The sequence below is a fragment of the Escherichia albertii NBRC 107761 = DSM 17582 genome (genome assembly GCF_000759775.1).
GTDB classification, from domain to species: domain Bacteria; phylum Pseudomonadota; class Gammaproteobacteria; order Enterobacterales; family Enterobacteriaceae; genus Escherichia; species Escherichia albertii.
In genome coordinates this window covers 1-17,867 of the sequence record NZ_BBMY01000032.1, presented here as the reverse complement: position 1 = coordinate 17,867, position 17,867 = coordinate 1, and the positions used below count along the sequence as shown (strand labels likewise).

11 protein-coding genes and 1 pseudogene are annotated in these 17,867 nt (G+C 49.6%); 5 read left to right on the top strand and 7 right to left on the bottom strand.

The window, feature by feature from the left end:
• Positions 1 to 107: 107 nt before the first annotated feature.
• Both EA14781_RS08035 and rlmKL read right to left on the bottom strand, forming a co-directional pair.
• The gene (locus tag EA14781_RS08035; RefSeq protein WP_000053055.1) at positions 108 to 2,015 is read right to left on the bottom strand and encodes an ABC transporter ATP-binding protein; all 1,908 of its coding nucleotides are present in this window, start codon (positions 2,013 to 2,015) and stop codon (positions 108 to 110) included.
• Between the two features lie 11 nt (positions 2,016 to 2,026).
• Complete coding sequence (rlmKL, locus tag EA14781_RS08030; protein WP_001086498.1) at positions 2,027 to 4,135, bottom strand: bifunctional 23S rRNA (guanine(2069)-N(7))-methyltransferase RlmK/23S rRNA (guanine(2445)-N(2))-methyltransferase RlmL; 2,109 nt, start codon at positions 4,133 to 4,135, stop codon at positions 2,027 to 2,029.
• 243 nt (positions 4,136 to 4,378) lie between these two features.
• Here rlmKL and EA14781_RS08025 point away from each other — a divergent pair.
• Positions 4,379 to 5,488 (top strand): annotated as a pseudogene (locus EA14781_RS08025) (YcbX family protein).
• Here the strand turns inward: EA14781_RS08025 and zapC are convergent.
• The 3 genes from zapC to pepN form a co-directional block, all read right to left on the bottom strand.
• Positions 5,485 to 6,027, bottom strand: a complete 543-nt coding sequence (zapC, locus tag EA14781_RS08020) for a cell division protein ZapC (RefSeq protein ID WP_001220656.1) — start codon at positions 6,025 to 6,027, stop codon at positions 5,485 to 5,487. The pseudogene EA14781_RS08025 and the gene zapC sit on opposite strands and share 4 nt — an antisense overlap.
• A 173-nt stretch (positions 6,028 to 6,200) precedes the next feature.
• On the bottom strand, positions 6,201 to 7,211 hold the full coding sequence (pyrD, locus tag EA14781_RS08015) for a quinone-dependent dihydroorotate dehydrogenase (RefSeq protein WP_002462366.1): 1,011 nt from the start codon (positions 7,209 to 7,211) through the stop codon (positions 6,201 to 6,203).
• A 413-nt stretch (positions 7,212 to 7,624) separates the two neighbouring features.
• Positions 7,625 to 10,237 carry an aminopeptidase N gene (gene pepN / locus EA14781_RS08010; protein ID WP_000193795.1) on the bottom strand — a complete coding sequence of 871 codons (2,613 nt, stop codon included), beginning with the start codon at positions 10,235 to 10,237 and terminating at the stop codon, positions 7,625 to 7,627.
• A gap of 265 nt (positions 10,238 to 10,502) precedes the next feature.
• Here pepN and pncB point away from each other — a divergent pair, with 265 nt between their 5' ends.
• The 4 genes from pncB to aspC all read left to right on the top strand — a co-directional run bounded on the left by pncB (position 10,503) and on the right by aspC (position 16,321).
• Positions 10,503 to 11,705 carry a nicotinate phosphoribosyltransferase gene (gene pncB / locus EA14781_RS08005; protein ID WP_002462367.1) on the top strand — a complete coding sequence of 401 codons (1,203 nt, stop codon included), beginning with the start codon at positions 10,503 to 10,505 and terminating at the stop codon, positions 11,703 to 11,705.
• A 168-nt stretch (positions 11,706 to 11,873) separates the two neighbouring features.
• Positions 11,874 to 13,274: an asparagine--tRNA ligase gene (gene asnS, locus EA14781_RS08000; RefSeq protein WP_000117893.1), complete on the top strand. Its 1,401-nt coding sequence runs from the start codon at positions 11,874 to 11,876 to the stop codon at positions 13,272 to 13,274.
• A 601-nt stretch (positions 13,275 to 13,875) separates the two neighbouring features.
• Entirely contained in the window at positions 13,876 to 14,946 is a 1,071-nt protein-coding gene (ompF, locus tag EA14781_RS07995; RefSeq protein WP_000977903.1) for a porin OmpF, read from the top strand.
• Positions 14,947 to 15,130: 184 nt separating this feature from the next.
• Positions 15,131 to 16,321 carry an aspartate transaminase gene (gene aspC / locus EA14781_RS07985; RefSeq protein ID WP_000462676.1) on the top strand — a complete coding sequence of 397 codons (1,191 nt, stop codon included), beginning with the start codon at positions 15,131 to 15,133 and terminating at the stop codon, positions 16,319 to 16,321.
• 221 nt (positions 16,322 to 16,542) lie between these two features.
• On the opposite strand, the gene gloC is transcribed toward aspC, so the two are convergent.
• Together gloC and mepK are read right to left on the bottom strand one after the other, a co-directional pair.
• Complete coding sequence (gene gloC / locus EA14781_RS07980) at positions 16,543 to 17,190, bottom strand: hydroxyacylglutathione hydrolase GloC (RefSeq protein ID WP_001109461.1); 648 nt, start codon at positions 17,188 to 17,190, stop codon at positions 16,543 to 16,545.
• Positions 17,191 to 17,216: 26 nt separating this feature from the next.
• The gene (gene mepK, locus EA14781_RS07975) at positions 17,217 to 17,765 is read right to left on the bottom strand and encodes a peptidoglycan L,D-endopeptidase MepK (protein WP_002462368.1); all 549 of its coding nucleotides are present in this window, start codon (positions 17,763 to 17,765) and stop codon (positions 17,217 to 17,219) included.
• Between the last annotated feature and the right edge of the window lie 102 nt (positions 17,766 to 17,867).

The window sequence follows — 17,867 nt, the reverse complement described above, 5'->3', positions numbered from 1 at the left end:
GAACGGGGAAACGCGATAAAGCGATGTTCCCCCAGACCTGATAAGCGTAGCGCATCAGGCAGTTTGGTCTTTGTCAGCCGTCTTTCGTTCAATCAATTGATTAGCGATCAACCACCATTTTTTAACGCTTCAAGATACTCCCAGCGTTCAAAAGCCTGCTCCAGTTCCTGCTCAGCAGCAGCCATATCAGCGAGTACTTTTTGCGTATGCTCATGAGGTTGGCTAAAAAAGGAGGCATCTGCCACCTGCGTCTGCAAAGCTTCCAGTTTGGCTTCTAAATCCTCAAGCAGTTGTGGTAGCTGTTCTAATTCGCGCTGCAATTTATAGCTTAGTTTGCTACTGCTACGTTTTGCAGTTTCTGCTTTCGACACAACAACTTCTTCGGTTTTCTTCACCGCAGGTTGTTTCAGCGCCACATGCTGTTCTTGCTGACCGCGTGCGTCGTGATAACCACCGACATAACGACCAATTTTCCCATCGCCTTCGAAGATCCAGCACTCCGTCACGGTGTTATCAACAAACTGGCGATCGTGGCTGACCAGCAGTACCGTACCCTGATAGCTGTCAATTAGCTCTTCAAGCAGCTCCAGCGTTTCGACATCAAGGTCGTTAGTTGGTTCGTCGAGAATCAGTAAGTTGCTTGGCTTGAGGAACAGACGTGCCAACAGCAGGCGGTTGCGCTCCCCGCCGGAAAGCGCACGTACTGGCGTCATCGCCCGTTTCGGGTGGAACAGAAAGTCCTGCAAATAACCCAGTACATGACGCGGCTTACCGTTAACTATCACCTCCTGTTTACCTTCAGCGAGGTTATCCATCACCGTTTTATCGGGATCAAGCTCCGCACGATGCTGATCGAAATAAGCCACTTCCAGTTTCGTGCCGACATGAATGCGTCCACTGTCTGCCTGAAGCTGCCCGAGCATCAATTTCAACAAGGTGGTTTTGCCGCAGCCGTTTGGGCCAATCAGCGCAATTTTGTCGCCACGTTGTACCTGAGCGGAAAAATCTTTCACCAGTTGCTTGCCGTCAACCTGGTAACAAACGTCTTCCATTTCGAAAACGATCTTACCGGAGCGGCTGGCCTCTTCCACCTGCATCTTAGCAGTGCCCATTACCTCACGGCGCTGGCTACGTTCACGGCGCATCGCTTTCAGGGCGCGCACGCGGCCTTCATTACGGGTACGGCGTGCTTTGATCCCCTGACGAATCCACACTTCTTCTTGCGCCAGTTTGCGATCAAACTCGGCATTTTGTAATTCTTCCACACGCAGGGCTTCTTCTTTTTCCAGCAGATACTGGTCGTAATTCCCCGGGTAGGTCACCAGTTTACCGCGATCGAGATCGACAATGCGCGTCGCCATATTGCGGATAAACGAACGGTCGTGGGAGATGAAAATAATCGTCCCATTGAAGGTTTTGAGGAACCCTTCCAGCCAGTCGATGGTTTCGATATCAAGATGGTTAGTCGGCTCATCGAGCAACAATACGCGCGGATTACTCACCAGCGCGCGTCCCAATGCCGCTTTGCGCAACCAGCCGCCAGAAAGTGACGACAACGCAACGTTAGGATCTAACCCAAGCTGTGCCAGCACTTCATTGATGCGGTTTTCCAGTTGCCACAGGTTATGGTGATCCAGCAATTCCTGTACTTTCGCCAGTTCGTTGAGATTCTTCTCGCTCGGGTCGTTCATTACCAATTGCGAGATATCGTGATAGCGTTTCAGGTATTCCGCTTGTTCCTCAATACCTTCGGCAACGAAATCATAAACGCTCCCCTCAACGTTACGCGGCGGATCTTGTTGCAGACGAGCAACGATTAAATCTTGCTCGTAAATAATGCGCCCGTCATCCAGCCCCTGTTCACGGTTGAGGATCTTCATTAACGTCGATTTGCCCGCGCCATTACGGCCCACCAGACAAACACGTTCGTTATCTTCGATGTGCAGTTCTGCGTTATCGAGAAGCGGCGCGTCGCTGAACGACAGCCAGGCGCCATGCATACTGATTAATGACATTACTATTCCTTTCAGGCTGCAGTAATCAGCCAGCAGTTGTGGATCTGGCGGTTACGGGCAAAATCCTGAGAGAGCGTTTTTTGCGTAATTTCTTGTGCTTTCAGTCCCAGTTTTGCCAGACCGTCGAGATCCATGCGGAAGCCACGTTTGTTGTTCGAGAACATGATAGTCCCACCTGCACGCAGCAGACGCTTCAAATCTTTCATCAGCGCCAGATGATCGCGCTGTACATCAAACGCATCTTCCATTCGTTTTGAGTTAGAGAAAGTTGGCGGATCGATAAAAATCAGATCGAACTGCTCTTTCGCATCGCGCAACCACGCCAGGCAATCCGCCTGAATTAAGCGATGCGCGCGTCCGGTTAAGCCGTTAAGACGCAGGTTGCGTTCCGCCCACTCCAGATAGGTACGCGACATATCCACCGTGGTGGTGGTGCGCGCGCCACCCAATCCCGCATGCACGGTAGCGCTGCCGGTATAAGAGAACAGATTGAGGAAATCTTTGCCTTTGCTCATCTGACCCAGCATACGACGGGCGATACGGTGATCGAGGAACAGGCCGGTATCAAGATAATCCGTCAGGTTCACCCACAAGTGAGCGTTATATTCGGTGACTTCGAGAAACTCTCCTTTCTCGCCCAGTTTTTGATACTGATTTTTGCCCTTCTGCCGTTCACGGGTTTTAAGCACCAGTTTGTTCGGCGCAATCCCCAGCACCGAAATGGTTGCTGCGATAATATCGAACAGACGCTGACGCGCTTTGTGTGCATCAATGGTTTTCGGCGGCGCATACTCTTGCACCACCACCCAGTCGGCATAACGGTCAACGGCAACGTTATATTCAGGTAGATCGGCGTCATACAGGCGGTAACATTCAACCCCTTCCTGACGCGCCCACTTCTCGAACTTTTTGAGGTTCTTACGCAGACGATTGGCATAGTCTTCCGCCACCATTGCCGGTTTGCTGTCTGGCGTGCTTTCAGCGACGTGATAATTTTTCTGCACGCAATCCAGCGGACCGTTTTTCGCTTTGTACTGTTTGTCGGCGCGCAATTGCAGGCAACTTAACAGATCCGGCGAAGCACTGAACAAAGAGAGATTCCAGCCGCCGAACTGGTTTTTCATGATTCGGCCCAGCAGGCTATGCAGCGCAATCAGCGCCGGTTCGCTGTCCAGACGTTCCCCATATGGCGGGTTGCTTAACACTGTACCGTATGGCCCTTTCGGCAGCGGATTGGTCAGTTGCGCGACATCTTTCACCTCAAAGGTGATCAGTTCGCCAATCCCGGCAAGGCGGGCGTTAGTGCGCGCACGTTGAATCACCCGAGCATCGCTATCGGAACCATAAAAATGAGAATTGTACTCAGCCAGACCTTTTCGGGCGCGAGTTTGCGCTTCGGCTTTCACTTCCTGCCAGATAACTTCGTCATGCTGCGCCCAGCCGTTAAAGCCCCAGCGCCCACGATGTAAGCCTGGTGCGCGATCGGTCGCCAGCATCGCCGCTTCAATCAGCAACGTACCGGAACCACACATCGGATCGAGCAGTGGTGTACCTGGCTGCCAGCCGGAACGCATCACAATAGCCGCCGCCAAAGTTTCCTTGATCGGTGCAATTCCCGCACGATCACGGTAACCACGCAGGTGCAAACCATCACCACTGAAATCGAGAGCAATACTGGCGGTTTCTTTATGCAGCCAGACGTTCACGCGGATATCTGGCGCATCGCGATCAACATTTGGGCGCGGCAGATTTTTGCGGGTAAATGCATCCACGATCGCATCTTTAACTTTCATCGCGCCATACTGGCTGTTGCGGATGGTGTCGTTCAGACCACTGAAGTGGACTGCAAAGGTCGCGCCAGGATTAAACATCTCTGTCCAGTTGATCGCCTGCACGCCGAGATAGAGATCTAAATCGCTGTAAACTTTACACTCACCCAGCGGCAACATAATACGCGAGGCCAGACGGCTCCACATCAGGCTCTGGTAAACAAGCCGCGTGTCGCCCTTGAAGTGGACCCCGCCCTGAACTACCTGGCATTCAACGGCCCCCAGATTTTCCAGTTCAGTTTTTAACAGCTCTTCCAGCCCACGGGCCGTACTGGCAAACAGAGAATTCATATCGTCACTTTTACTCTAAGAGCCTACCGCAGTAGGCGTAATTGTTGCAGTCAGTTTGGACATGGACAGCGCGGAGAAACCGGAGCGTACACAAGTACGTGAGGATTTCGAGCACTGCCCTGGGCTAAACTGACAAATAAAATAGCCTAATGAGACAGGCGCTAAGAAAATTGTTGCGCATTATAGCTAATAAGCGCGTCATGTCATAAAGTTGAGGGCTTATTTTCATTTGAGGACCGCACCGTGGCGACATTAACCCGGCTTTTTATTCATCCAGTTAAATCGATGCGCGGCATTGGTCTTACACATGCCCTGGCAGATGTCAGCGGTCTGGCCTTCGATCGCATCTTTATGGTCACAGAACCCGACGGTACATTTATTACCGCCCGTCAGGTTCCGTAGATGGTGCGTTTTACCCCTTCCCCGGTACATGACGGCCTGCACCTTACCGCGCCTGATGGCAGCAGCGTATGGGTTCGTTTTGCTGATTTCTCCATACAGGATTCGCCAACCGAAGTGTGGGGCAATCATTTTACCGCGCGAATTGCGCCAGATGCGATCAACAAATGGTTAAGCGGATTTTTCTCCCGCGAGATTCAACTACGCTGGGTAGGACCACAAATGACGCGGCGCGTAAAACGCCACAATAGCGTTCCCCTTTCCTTTGCCGATGGCTATCCCTATCTGCTCGCTAATGAAGCCTCATTGCGCGATGTTCAACAACGCTGTCCGGCAAGCGTCAAAATGGAGCAGTTCCGTCCGAATCTGGTGGTATCTGGCATAGCGGCATGGGAGGAAGATACCTGGAAAATCATTCGGATAGGCGACGTAGTATTTGATGTAGTGAAACCCTGCAGCCGTTGTATTTTCACGACTATCAGTCCAGAAAAAGGACAAAAGCACCCGGCTGGCGAACCGTTAAAAACGCTGCAATCTTTTCGCACCGCACAAGATAACGGCGATGTCGATTTTGGTCAGAATTTAATTGCCCGCAATAGTGGCGTTATTCGTGTTGGCGATAAGGTGGAAATCCTGGCGACTACCCCGTCAAAAACCTACGACACGGCTGCTACAGACGATACTGTCGTTACTACGCAGCAACCAGATGCAAACGTAGATATCAACTGGCAGGGACAAATATTTCGCGGTAATAACCAACAGGTATTGCTGGAACAATTAGAAAATCAGGGAATTCGCATACCCTATTCTTGCCGTGCGGGCATTTGCGGAAGTTGCCGCATTCAGCTTTTAGAGGGCGAAGTCACGCTACTGAAAAAATCAGCCATGGACGACGACGGGACTATTCTTTGTTGCAGTTGTGTACCGAAAACTACGCTGAAACTGAAAAGTTAAACGGCTTGCTCAAGGCTGAGACTGTCATAACTCATATGCGGTCTTAGTCTGTCATTCATAATTTTGATGGCATCACCCAGTTGCATAGCGCGCCCGGCGATAACTATGCAAGGTTGCGCCAGTAGACATAGCGCAGCATTTTCACCAGATTCAACGACCAGTAAATTAACTTGTTCGTTGGTGTCGCTCAACCAGACACAGGCGGCATCACCTGGCATCGGCGCCCACATTTCCCCATGAGAAACAAAATGCCAACTTTTCGGCATTTGTGGTTTGAGATATCGAATTGCCACTAGCGCATTGAGTACCAGTTCGGCTTTTTGTTCTTTGGATAAATCTAAATCGCGGCATTTTTCCTCAAAGGAAAAATAGAGCGCGGCGTCATCAACGCAAAATCCCGCAGGAGCAAAGGCATCCGGCGTCAACATTTTACGAGCAAAACGTGAGCGAAATAGCATACCATTAGCTAAATCAAGCATCATACGATCATGCTCTTCATCGTAATACCAACGCCAGTTATCATCTGGTTTAATTCTCATATGCCTCTCTCCTACTCTATAAATTCACCGCCACATATTCCATTGTCGCTTCGATTAATAACCTCAACAAGAAAAGTACAAAATGTCTAAATAAGCAACAGCAATGAATATAAAACAACCAGGGCTGAAAATAAAGCCCCGATTATCTTATAAAGAGAAATTGAAAGGAATAATTAGATATGGGTAACGATTTCTTTAATCAGCGGCGGACCTTTAAAAATAAAACCAGAATAAATTTGCACCAGTGAAGCACCCGCTGCAATCTTCTCACGAGCTGCAATTACCGAGTCAATACCGCCCACACCGATGATCGGTAAGCGCCCATTTAATTCCTGCGACAAGCGGCGAATAATTTCCGTGCTTTTTAATTGTAACGGACGACCACTTAACCCACCTGTTTGATCACAATTTTTCATCCCCTGAACTAAAGAACGATCGAGTGTAGTATTAGTCGCAATGACGCCATCAATATTATGACGAACTAAACTATCAGCAACCTGGATCAATTCTTCTTCAGAAAGATCCGGCGCGATCTTCACTGCAATCGGAACATATTTATGATGGATCGCTTGCAGATCATTTTGCTTATTTTTAATTGCAGTTAATAAATCATCCAGGGCTTCACCATATTGCAGGGTACGTAAGCCTGGGGTATTTGGCGATGAAATATTGATGGCGATATATCCCGCGTAGGCATAGATTTTTTCCATACAAATCAGATAGTCATCTTTGCCTTGTTCCACCGGCGTATCTTTATTTTTGCCGATATTAATCCCTAAAACACCATCGTAATGGGCTTTTTTAACATTCTCAACGAGGTTATCAACGCCGAGATTATTAAAGCCCATGCGGTTGATCAAACCTTCAGCATCAACCAGACGGAAGAGACGCGGTTTATCATTACCTGGCTGAGGGCGCGGGGTGACAGTGCCGATCTCGATCGATCCAAATCCCATTGCTCCCAGCGCATCAATACATTCGCCATCTTTATCAAGGCCAGCAGCCAGACCAAGCGGGTTTTTAAACGTCAGGCCCATGCAGCTAACCGGTTTCGCCGGAACGTTTTGCCGGATTAATGCCTCCAGCGGCGTTCCGGTAATACGACGCAACTGCTGAAAAGTAAACTCATGAGCGCGCTCTGGATCGAGCTGAAAAAGGGCTTTACGAACGAAGGGGTAGTACATGAACTCTCCTGGATTCCCGGTATGCAAACCGGGGGCGTATTATGTGCGAGTTCAGAGCAAAAGGGAATTGACCTGCGGCAATAAATAGCAAACGTTTTCTTATTGCACTTTTTTTATACTTTTTAAGCTTTTCTTTCTGGTGGTGCCAGGCACGGACATTCGTAATATTGATGCAGATAGCAGGAGATGGTGCGTCGCTATGTTAGGGTCAGTTCCGCTAGCGGAACTGGAATCGAAAACGCTGCATCGGATGATGCAGCGTGGACGCCCTGAACGACCCGTCCGGCGTCATGATTAATATGTCGGATGCGGCGTGAACATCTTACCTTCCCCACAAAGACTCGCAATTTCAACAGATTAGCAGGTCTGATAAGACGTATCAGCGTCACATCCGGCATTTTGGCTCACTCGTATCAAGCCAGTGCTTTGGTAATCTTCTCGTACAGATCGCCAGAGAGATTTTCCAGACCTTTCAACTGCTCCAGCGCCGCCCGCATTTTATCCTGACGTTTGGCATCGTAACGTTTCAGGCGAATCAGCGGTTCAATCAGGCGCGAAGCTACTTGTGGGTTCCGGCTGTTCAGGTCGGTAAGCATTTCCACCAGGAACTGATAACCACTGCCATCTTCGGCATGGAATGCTGCTGGGTTGCTGCCCGCAAATGCGCCAATCAACGAACGGATGCGGTTTGGGTTGCTCATGGTAAATGAACGATGTTGCAACAAACCACGCACTGTCTCCAGTACATTCGCTGCCGGGCTGGTGGCTTGCAGAATAAACCATTTATCCATCACCAGACCGTCGTGATGCCACTTATCATCGTACTCCTGCATCAGCGCGTCGCGGCATGGCAACTGTGCAGCAACCGCCGCCGAAAGCGCCGCCAGCGCATCGGTCATATTGTTCGCTTCGTGGAACTGCTTACTCACCAGCACATCAGCCAGGTGTGTTTCACCAAAAGCAAGGAAGCGCAGGCAGGCATTACGCAGAGCTCGTTTCGCAATGTCTTCATGTTCAACACGGTACTCGCGCTGGTAATTCGCGTTATAAATATCCAGCAGTTCATCCGCCAGTTCAGTCGCCAGAGTCCGGGTAAGTGCTTCGCGTACTTCGGCAATGGCTATTGGATCAATAATATCGAACAGTTCCGCCATTTCATTCACGGAAGGCAGCGTCAGGATCTCCGCCGCCAGCGCCGGATCAATCAGCTCATCAAGGAGTACTGCGCGGAAAGCATCGGCAACATGTGCTGGCAGAGACAGCGGCTGCCCTTGCTGATGACGAACAACGTTTAACTTGATATAGGTTGCCAGCAGGCTTTGTGCCGCATCCCAGCGAGAAAAATCATTACGCGCATGACGCATCAGGAAGGTCAGTTGCTGATCGCTCCACTTATATTCCAGTTTCACCGGTGCGGAGAATTCGCACAACAGCGCAGGCACTGGCTGGAAGTAGACATTATCAAAAACAAATGTCTGTTCCGCCTGGGTAGCATTCAGTACCGAATTGACCGGATGCCCCCCTTTCTGCAACGGGATCACCTTGCCTTCGTTGTCATAAAGTTCGATAGCGAATGGAATATGCAATGGCTGTTTTTCAGCCTGATCCGGCGTAGCTGGCGTACGTTGACTGATGGTCAGGGTGTACTGTTCGGTTTCTGGATTGTAGTCATCTTTAACACTAACAATTGGCGTGCCAGACTGGCTGTACCAACGGCGGAAATGGGAAAGATCGACATTCGACGCATCTTCCATCGCCTGGACGAAGTCGTCACAAGTCGCCGCGCTGCCGTCATGACGCTCGAAATAAAGCTGCATCCCTTTCTGGAAGTTTTCTTCACCCAGCAGAGTATGGATCATACGAATCACTTCCGCGCCCTTCTCGTAGACGGTCAGGGTATAAAAGTTGTTCATTTCAATGACCATGTCCGGGCGGATCGGATGCGCCATTGGGCTGGCGTCTTCTGCAAACTGTAATCCACGCATGGTGCGCACATTATTAATGCGGTTAACCGCACGGGAACCGAGATCAGAGCTGAATTCCTGATCGCGGAACACGGTTAAGCCTTCTTTCAGGCTGAGCTGGAACCAGTCACGGCAAGTCACACGGTTACCGGTCCAGTTGTGGAAATATTCGTGGCCGATAACGCGTTCAATATCAAGGTAATCTTTATCGGTGGCAGTGTCGGTACGCGCCAGCACATATTTGGAGTTAAAGATATTCAGACCTTTATTCTCCATCGCGCCCATGTTGAAGAAGTCCACCGCAACAATCATATAGATGTCGAGGTCATACTCCAGACCGAAGCGCTCTTCATCCCATTTCATGGAGTTTTTCAACGAAGTCATCGCCCACGGCGCACGGTCCAGGTTACCGCGATCGACATACAACTCCAACGCGACTTCGCGACCAGAGCGAGTGGTGAAGGTGTCGCGCAGTACATCAAAATCGCCAGCCACCAACGCAAACAGGTAGCACGGTTTCGGGAATGGATCTTGCCACTGCACCCAGTGACGCCCGTTTTCCAGCTCACCCTGCGCAACACGGTTACCATTGGAAAGCAGGAACGGGTATTTGGTTTTATCGGCAATAATTTTGGTAGTAAAGCGCGCCAGCACGTCCGGGCGATCGAGATAGTACGTAATATGGCGGAATCCTTCGGCTTCACACTGAGTACAAAGCGCATCGCCCGATTGATAAAGCCCTTCCAGCGCAGTGTTTGCCGCAGGGCTAATTTCATTAACAATTTTGAGCGTAAAACGTTCCGGCAATTGATTAACGATCAGAACGCCCTCTTCTTCTCGCCAGGCGGTCCACGGCTCATCATTAATATGAACAGAAACCAGTTTAAGGTCTTCACCGTCAAGACGAAGCGGAGCATCAGATGCGCCATGACGGACAGCCTGGCTGACAGCGGTAACCACCGTCTTTTCAGCATCCAGGTCAAAGGTCAAGTCAATATCAGTAATCTGGTAATCCGGCGCACGATAATCGTGACGGTATTTGGCTTGTGGCTGTTGAGTCATAAAGAACCTTTCGCATCTTTTATAGAATCCGGTGTTCAGTCTATTCCTGTTGCGTAAATCCCGCTATGCAGAATCATCATCTTTTCAGACACAAGCACTCTTTTTGCTACATATCTATAACATGTGGCACAAAATGCCCTCGACCATAAAGGTGGCATATGGTGTGATCAGGGTTCAATAAATTGCGAAACAAGGTATACTCCAGCAGTTCCTGATGATGTTTATTGTACTAAACGCTCCCGTACGAGGACGCTACTGCGCACCTATGACACAATTCGCTTCTCCTGTTCTGCACTCGTTGCTGGATACAGATGCTTATAAGTTGCATATGCAGCAAGCCGTGTTTCATCACTACTACGATGTGCATGTCGCGGCGGAGTTTCGTTGCCGTGGTGACGATTTGCTGGGTATTTATGCCGATGCTATTCGTGAACAGGTTCAGGCGATGCAACACCTGCGCCTGCAGGATGATGAATACCTGTGGCTCTCAACACTGCCTTTCTTTAAGACCGATTATCTCAACTGGTTGCGTGATTTCCGTTTTAACCCGGAACAGGTCACTGTCACCAACGATAACGGTAAACTGAATATTCGCTTAAGCGGCCCATGGCGTGAAGTTATCCTCTGGGAGGTTCCGTTGTTGGCGGTAATCAGCGAACTGGTGCACCGCTATCGCTCACCGCAGGTCGACGTCGCGCAAGCTCTCGACACACTGGAAAGCAAATTAGTCGATTTCTCGGCATTAACCGCCGATCTCGATATGTCACGCTTTCATCTGATGGATTTCGGCACTCGCCGTCGTTTTTCGCGCGAAGTTCAGGAAGCTATCGTTAAACGTCTGCAACAGGAATCCTGGTTTGTTGGCACCAGCAACTATGATCTGGCGCGCCGCCTTTCCCTGACGCCAATGGGAACACAGGCTCATGAATGGTTCCAGGCACATCAGCAAATCAGCCTGGATCTTGCCAACAGTCAGCGCGCCGCGCTCGCGGCCTGGCTGGAGGAATATCCCAATCAACTTGGCATTGCATTAACCGATTGCATTACCATGGATGCATTCTTACGTGATTTCGGCGTGGAATTTGCCAGTCGTTACCAGGGGCTGCGTCATGATTCTGGCGATCCGCTGGAATGGGGCGAAAAAGCTATCGCTCATTATGAGAAGCTGGGGATTGATCCGCAGAGCAAAACGTTGGTTTTCTCTGACAATCTCGATTTACGCAAAGCGGTCGAACTGTATCGCCACTTCGCATCCCGCGTGCAACTGAGTTTTGGCATCGGGACACGTCTTACCTGCGACATTCCACAGGTAAAACCACTGAACATCGTGATTAAGCTGGTAGAGTGTAATGGTAAACCGGTGGCGAAACTTTCTGACAGCCCTGGCAAAACTATCTGCCATGACAAAGCGTTTGTCCGCGCACTGCGCAAAGCGTTTGACCTTCCGCATATTAAAAAAGCCAGTTAATATCATCAGGGAGCTATTCGGCTCCCTTTTTTTACCTTTAATTCCGAAATCTTTTGTCCCATCTGCGAATTCTGCTTGTCTGATTGCAGATGCCAGGTAACATAGGTATCCCCCCATTTACGGGTGGACAAGTGTTTATTTTTTCCGACTATTAACAGAGAGAATATTATGAGCGTTGTGCCTGTAGCCGACGTACTCCAGGGCCGCGTAGCCGTTGACAGCGAAGTCACCGTGCGCGGATGGGTGCGTACCCGCCGAGATTCAAAAGCTGGCATCTCCTTCCTCGCCGTTTATGACGGTTCCTGCTTTGATCCTGTACAGGCTGTCATCAATAATTCTCTGCCCAATTACAATGAAGACGTGCTGCGTCTGACCACCGGCTGCTCGGTCATTGTAACGGGTAAAGTCGTGGCGTCGCCGGGCCAGGGACAACAATTTGAAATCCAGGCCAGCAGCGTTGAAGTGGCTGGTTGGGTTGAAGATCCAGACACTTACCCGATGGCGGCAAAACGCCACAGCATTGAATATCTGCGTGAAGTGGCGCACCTGCGTCCACGTACCAACCTGATCGGCGCCGTAGCGCGCGTTCGCCACACGCTGGCACAAGCGCTTCATCGCTTCTTTAACGAACAGGGTTTTTTCTGGGTTTCGACTCCGCTGATTACTGCGTCCGATACCGAAGGCGCTGGCGAAATGTTCCGCGTATCAACGCTGGATCTGGAAAACTTGCCGCGTAACGATCAGGGCAAAGTTGATTTCGACAAAGATTTCTTCGGCAAAGAGTCCTTCCTGACCGTATCCGGCCAGTTGAACGGCGAAACCTATGCCTGTGCGCTGTCCAAAATCTATACCTTTGGCCCGACCTTCCGTGCTGAAAACTCCAACACCAGCCGCCATCTGGCGGAATTCTGGATGCTGGAGCCAGAAGTGGCGTTTGCTAACCTGAACGATATCGCCGGTCTGGCAGAAGCGATGCTGAAATATGTCTTTAAAGCCGTTCTTGAAGAACGTGCTGACGACATGAAATTCTTCGCTGAACGCGTAGATAAAGATGCAATTTCACGTCTGGAGCGCTTCATTGAAGCTGACTTCGCTCAGGTTGATTACACCGACGCGGTAACCATCCTCGAAAACTGCGGTAAGAAATTTGAAAACCCGGTTTACTGGGGCGTTGACCTCTCTTCCGAGCATGAACGTTATCTGGCTGAAGAGCACTTTAAAGCACCGGTTGTTGTGAAAAACTATCCGAAAGATATTAAAGCGTTCTACATGCGCCTTAACGAAGACGGTAAAACCGTTGCGGCAATGGACGTTCTGGCGCCGGGCATCGGTGAAATCATCGGCGGTTCCCAGCGTGAAGAACGTCTGGACGTGCTGGACGAGCGTATGCTGGAGATGGGCCTGAAGAAGGAAGATTACTGGTGGTATCGCGATCTGCGTCGCTACGGTACTGTTCCGCATTCCGGTTTCGGCCTTGGCTTTGAACGTCTGATTGCCTACGTAACTGGCGTACAGAACGTGCGTGACGTTATTCCGTTCCCGCGTACTCCGCGTAACGCCAGTTTCTAATTTAGCCTTTCCTGGAGCCAGCGCCTGCTGGCTCTTTTTTATTTTCTTCTGTCAAATTATCTGTGTGTTAAGTCAAGCAATCTATTTACAACCTTTCCAAAAACACCTTCCTGTTACGGAATATTACTCCGCAACATTTTCGCACAGAAAACAACCCACATTCTTATTGCGGATTAGTAATTTCTTATCTGATAGCACAATTTTTATACTTTTATTTGGCACTCCAGATGTCTGAACGTGTATTTCATCAGCATCACAGAAAGATATCATCAGAAAGAAAATTTCATTTCACCTACAAAAAACACAATAAAATCATATAAATAAATGCCAATTACTGTAAATACCATCACTCTCCTATAGAAATATGATGGTGTTCACAAAGTTCCTTAAACTTTACCTTTGGTTACATGTTTTTTCTTTTTGTAACCATATCTTTATATTTGTAGCACTTTCACGGTAGCGAAACGTTAGTTTGAATGGAAAGATGCCTGCAGACACATAAAGACACCAAACTTTCATCAATAGTTCCGTAAATTTTTATTGACGAAACTTATTGGCGGCAGTGGCAGGTGTCATAAAAAAACCATGAGGGTAATAAATAATGATGAAGCGCAATATTCTGGCAGTGATCGTGCCTGCTCTGTTAGTAGCGGGTACTGCAAACGCTGCAGAAATCTATAACAAAGATGGCAACAAACTGGATCTGTACGGCAAGGCTGTTGGTCTGCACTATTTTTCCAAGGGTAACGGTGAAAACAGTTACGGCGGCAACGGCGACATGACCTATGCCCGTCTTGGTTTTAAAGGGGAAACTCAAATCAATTCCGATCTGACCGGTTATGGTCAGTGGGAATATAATTTCCAGGGTAACAACTCAGAAGGTAGCGATGCTCAGAATGGCAACAAAACACGTCTGGCGTTTGCTGGTCTGAAATTCGCTGACGTTGGTTCTATTGATTACGGTCGTAACTACGGTGTGGTTTATGATGCACTGGGCTACACCGATATGCTGCCAGAATTCGGTGGTGACACTGCATACAGCGATGACTTCTTCGTGGGTCGCGTAGGCGGCGTTGCAACCTACCGTAACTCCAACTTCTTTGGTCTGGTTGATGGTCTGAACTTCGCTGTTCAATACCTGGGCAAAAACGAGCGCGATACCGCAAGACGTTCTAACGGTGACGGTGTAGGCGGCTCCATCAGCTATGAATACGAAGGCTTTGGTATCGTGGGAGCGTATGGTGCTGCTGACCGTACCAACTTGCAGGAAGCTCAGCCTCTCGGCCAGGGTAAAAAGGCAGAGCAGTGGGCAACTGGTCTGAAGTATGATGCAAACAACGTCTACCTGGCGGCTAACTACGGCGAAACTCGTAACGCAACCCCTATCAAAGGCGGTTTTGCTAACAAGACGCAAGATATTCTGTTAGTTGCACAATACCAGTTCGACTTTGGTCTGCGCCCATCCATCGCTTATACCAAATCTAAAGCGAAAGATGTAGAAGGCATCGGCGATGTTGATCTGGTGAACTACGTTGAAGTTGGCGCAACCTACTACTTCAACAAAAATATGTCCACCTACGTTGACTACGCAATTAACCAAATCGATTCTGACAACAAACTGGGTGTCGGTTCCGATGATACTGTTGCTGTCGGTATTGTTTACCAGTTCTAATAGCACACCTCTTTGTTAAATGCCTAAAAAACAGGACGTTGGTCCTGTTTTTTTTATGCCTTCCAGAGCAATCTCACGTCTTGCAAAAACAGCCTGCGTTTTCACCAGTAATAGTTGGAATTTTGTAAATCTCCCGTTACCCTGATAGCGGACTTCCCTTCTGTAACCATAATGGAACCTCGTCATGTTTGAGAACATAACTGCCGCTCCTGCCGACCCGATTCTGGGCCTGGCTGATCTATTTCGTGCCGATGAACGTCCCGGTAAAATTAACCTCGGGATTGGTGTTTATAAAGATGAAACGGGTAAAACCCCGGTGCTAACCAGCGTAAAAAAAGCTGAACAGTATCTGCTCGAAAATGAAACCACCAAAAACTACCTCGGCATTGACGGTATCCCTGAATTTGGTCGCTGCACCCAGGAACTGCTGTTTGGTAAAGGTAGCGCCCTGATCAACGACAAACGTGCTCGCACAGCCCAGACCCCGGGGGGTACTGGCGCGCTACGCGTGGCCGCTGATTTCCTGGCGAAAAATACCAGCGTTAAGCGTGTATGGGTAAGCAACCCAAGCTGGCCGAACCATAAGAGCGTCTTTAACGCTGCGGGTCTGGAAGTACGTGAATACGCTTACTACGATGCGGAAAACCACACTCTGGACTTCGACGCCCTAATTAACAGCCTGAACGAAGCTCAGGCTGGCGACGTGGTCCTGTTCCACGGCTGCTGCCATAACCCAACCGGCATCGACCCTACGTTAGAACAATGGCAAACACTGGCACAACTTTCCGTTGAGAAAGGTTGGTTGCCACTGTTTGACTTCGCTTACCAGGGGTTTGCTCGTGGTCTGGAAGAAGATGCTGAAGGCTTGCGCGCTTTTGCTGCTCTACATAAAGAGCTGATTGTCGCCAGCTCCTACTCAAAAAACTTTGGTTTGTACAATGAACGCGTTGGCGCCTGCACCCTGGTTGCTGCGGATAGTGAAACGGTCGATCGCGCATTCAGCCAGATGAAAGCGGCGATTCGCGCTAACTACTCTAATCCACCAGCGCACGGCGCTTCTGTCGTTGCCGCCATCCTGAGTAACGACGCTTTGCGTGCTATTTGGGAACAAGAGTTGACCGATATGCGCCAGCGTATTCAGCGTATGCGCCAGTTATTCGTCAACACGTTGCAAGAGAAAGGCGCAAACCGCGACTTCAGCTTTATCACCAAACAGAATGGCATGTTCTCCTTTAGCGGTCTGACTAAAGAGCAGGTATTGCGTCTGCGTGAAGAGTTTGGCGTGTATGCGGTTGCTTCTGGTCGCGTGAACGTGGCCGGGATGACGCCAGATAACATGGCACCGTTGTGCGAAGCGATTGTGGCTGTACTGTAAAGCGTTAAAAACAATGAAGCCCGCGAAAGCGGGCTGAGACTGATGACAAACGCAACATTGCCTGATGCGCTACGCTTATCAGGCCTACGCGCTCCCTGCAATATTTTGAATTTGCACGATTTTGTAGGCCGGATAAGGCGCTCGCGCTGCATCCGGCATAAACAAAACACACGCTGCCAGAAGTCCAAGCTCGCTTCGAAAGCGGGCTTTTCTATGCGTCTTTACCAAACGGGCATTTCATCTTGCAGGAAGGGATTATGCAACCGCTCGTAACCGAGAGTGGATAATGGTCCATGTCCTGGAATAAAAGTCACGTCATCGCCAAGCGGCAGCAGTTTATCTTTAATAGAGGAAATTAGTTGCTTGTGATCGCCACGCGGGAAATCACTGCGCCCCACTCCACCTTTGAAAAGTACGTCGCCAGAAATCAGTAGTTTTGACTGATTATCAAAGAAAACCACGTGGCCCGGCGTGTGCCCCGGACAATGTAACACCTGTAAAGTTACATTCCCGATACTGATGGTATCGCCTTCGCTCAGCCAACGATCCGGCGTCAGTGGCTGACACTCATCAAGACCAAACATGCGGCTTTGTGCCGGCAAGCCCTGTAGCCAGAACTCATCTTCTTTTTCCGGGCCAAGTACCGGCACGCCATAATGTTGCGCCAGTTCCGCCGCGGCGCCAACGTGATCCAGATGACCATGCGTCAACAGAATTTGCATTAGCGTCAAACCACTGGCATCCACTTCCTGTTTGATTTTTTCTGCATCGCCGCCAGGATCGACCAGCGCAGCCAGGCGAGTTTGCTCACACCAGATCAATGAACAGTTCTGGGAGAATGCGGTGACCGGAATAATACGATAATTCATACTGCCCCTGTTTCGTTAAGCGATTGTTACCAGTGCCGTGCTGGCCCGGTATCAATATGCACAAAGTTACTGCGTGGGTAATATCCTACACCACCTGCGCGCATAGATAACGCGGCTTTGCGAATATTGCTTAATGCGATACCTTCAATATGAAAATCCATTGCCTGGCCTTTAGTGTGATAGCTTTTCTTCGCTACCCCACGGCTATGAGCGCGTAATTCATTATTGGTATCAATGGAGCGATAACCGGAAATCAGTTGCACCGGTTTGCGGGTGCCCAGCAGACCTTGTAGGCGATATAACTGGTCGAATAATCCAGGGTCGATGGACTTTATTTTGTTCGCGCGGAAATCACGGAAAAAATGGTTTAGTTTAGCCAATTCTTCCTGAATATAGCCTCTGCCATCGAAAAACTCCGCTTTAATTGACTCTCCGGTATGGAGATTATTAAGTGTCAAGATACGCGGTCGTGGGGTAGAGAGCGTCGCAAATGCAGGTGTCGGCAAGATGGCGGCACTCAGTGCAACGCCACCAAGCGCCAGCAGTTTGCGGCGATTAGCGTCGAATTTGTCCATGATAATCAAGTCTACAGGTCAATGTTATCGTTTATATGCACTTCTGGCGCACAAGAGGCACCTTAACCGCCCATAAAGCAGACGTCAAGATGCTGTATGGGT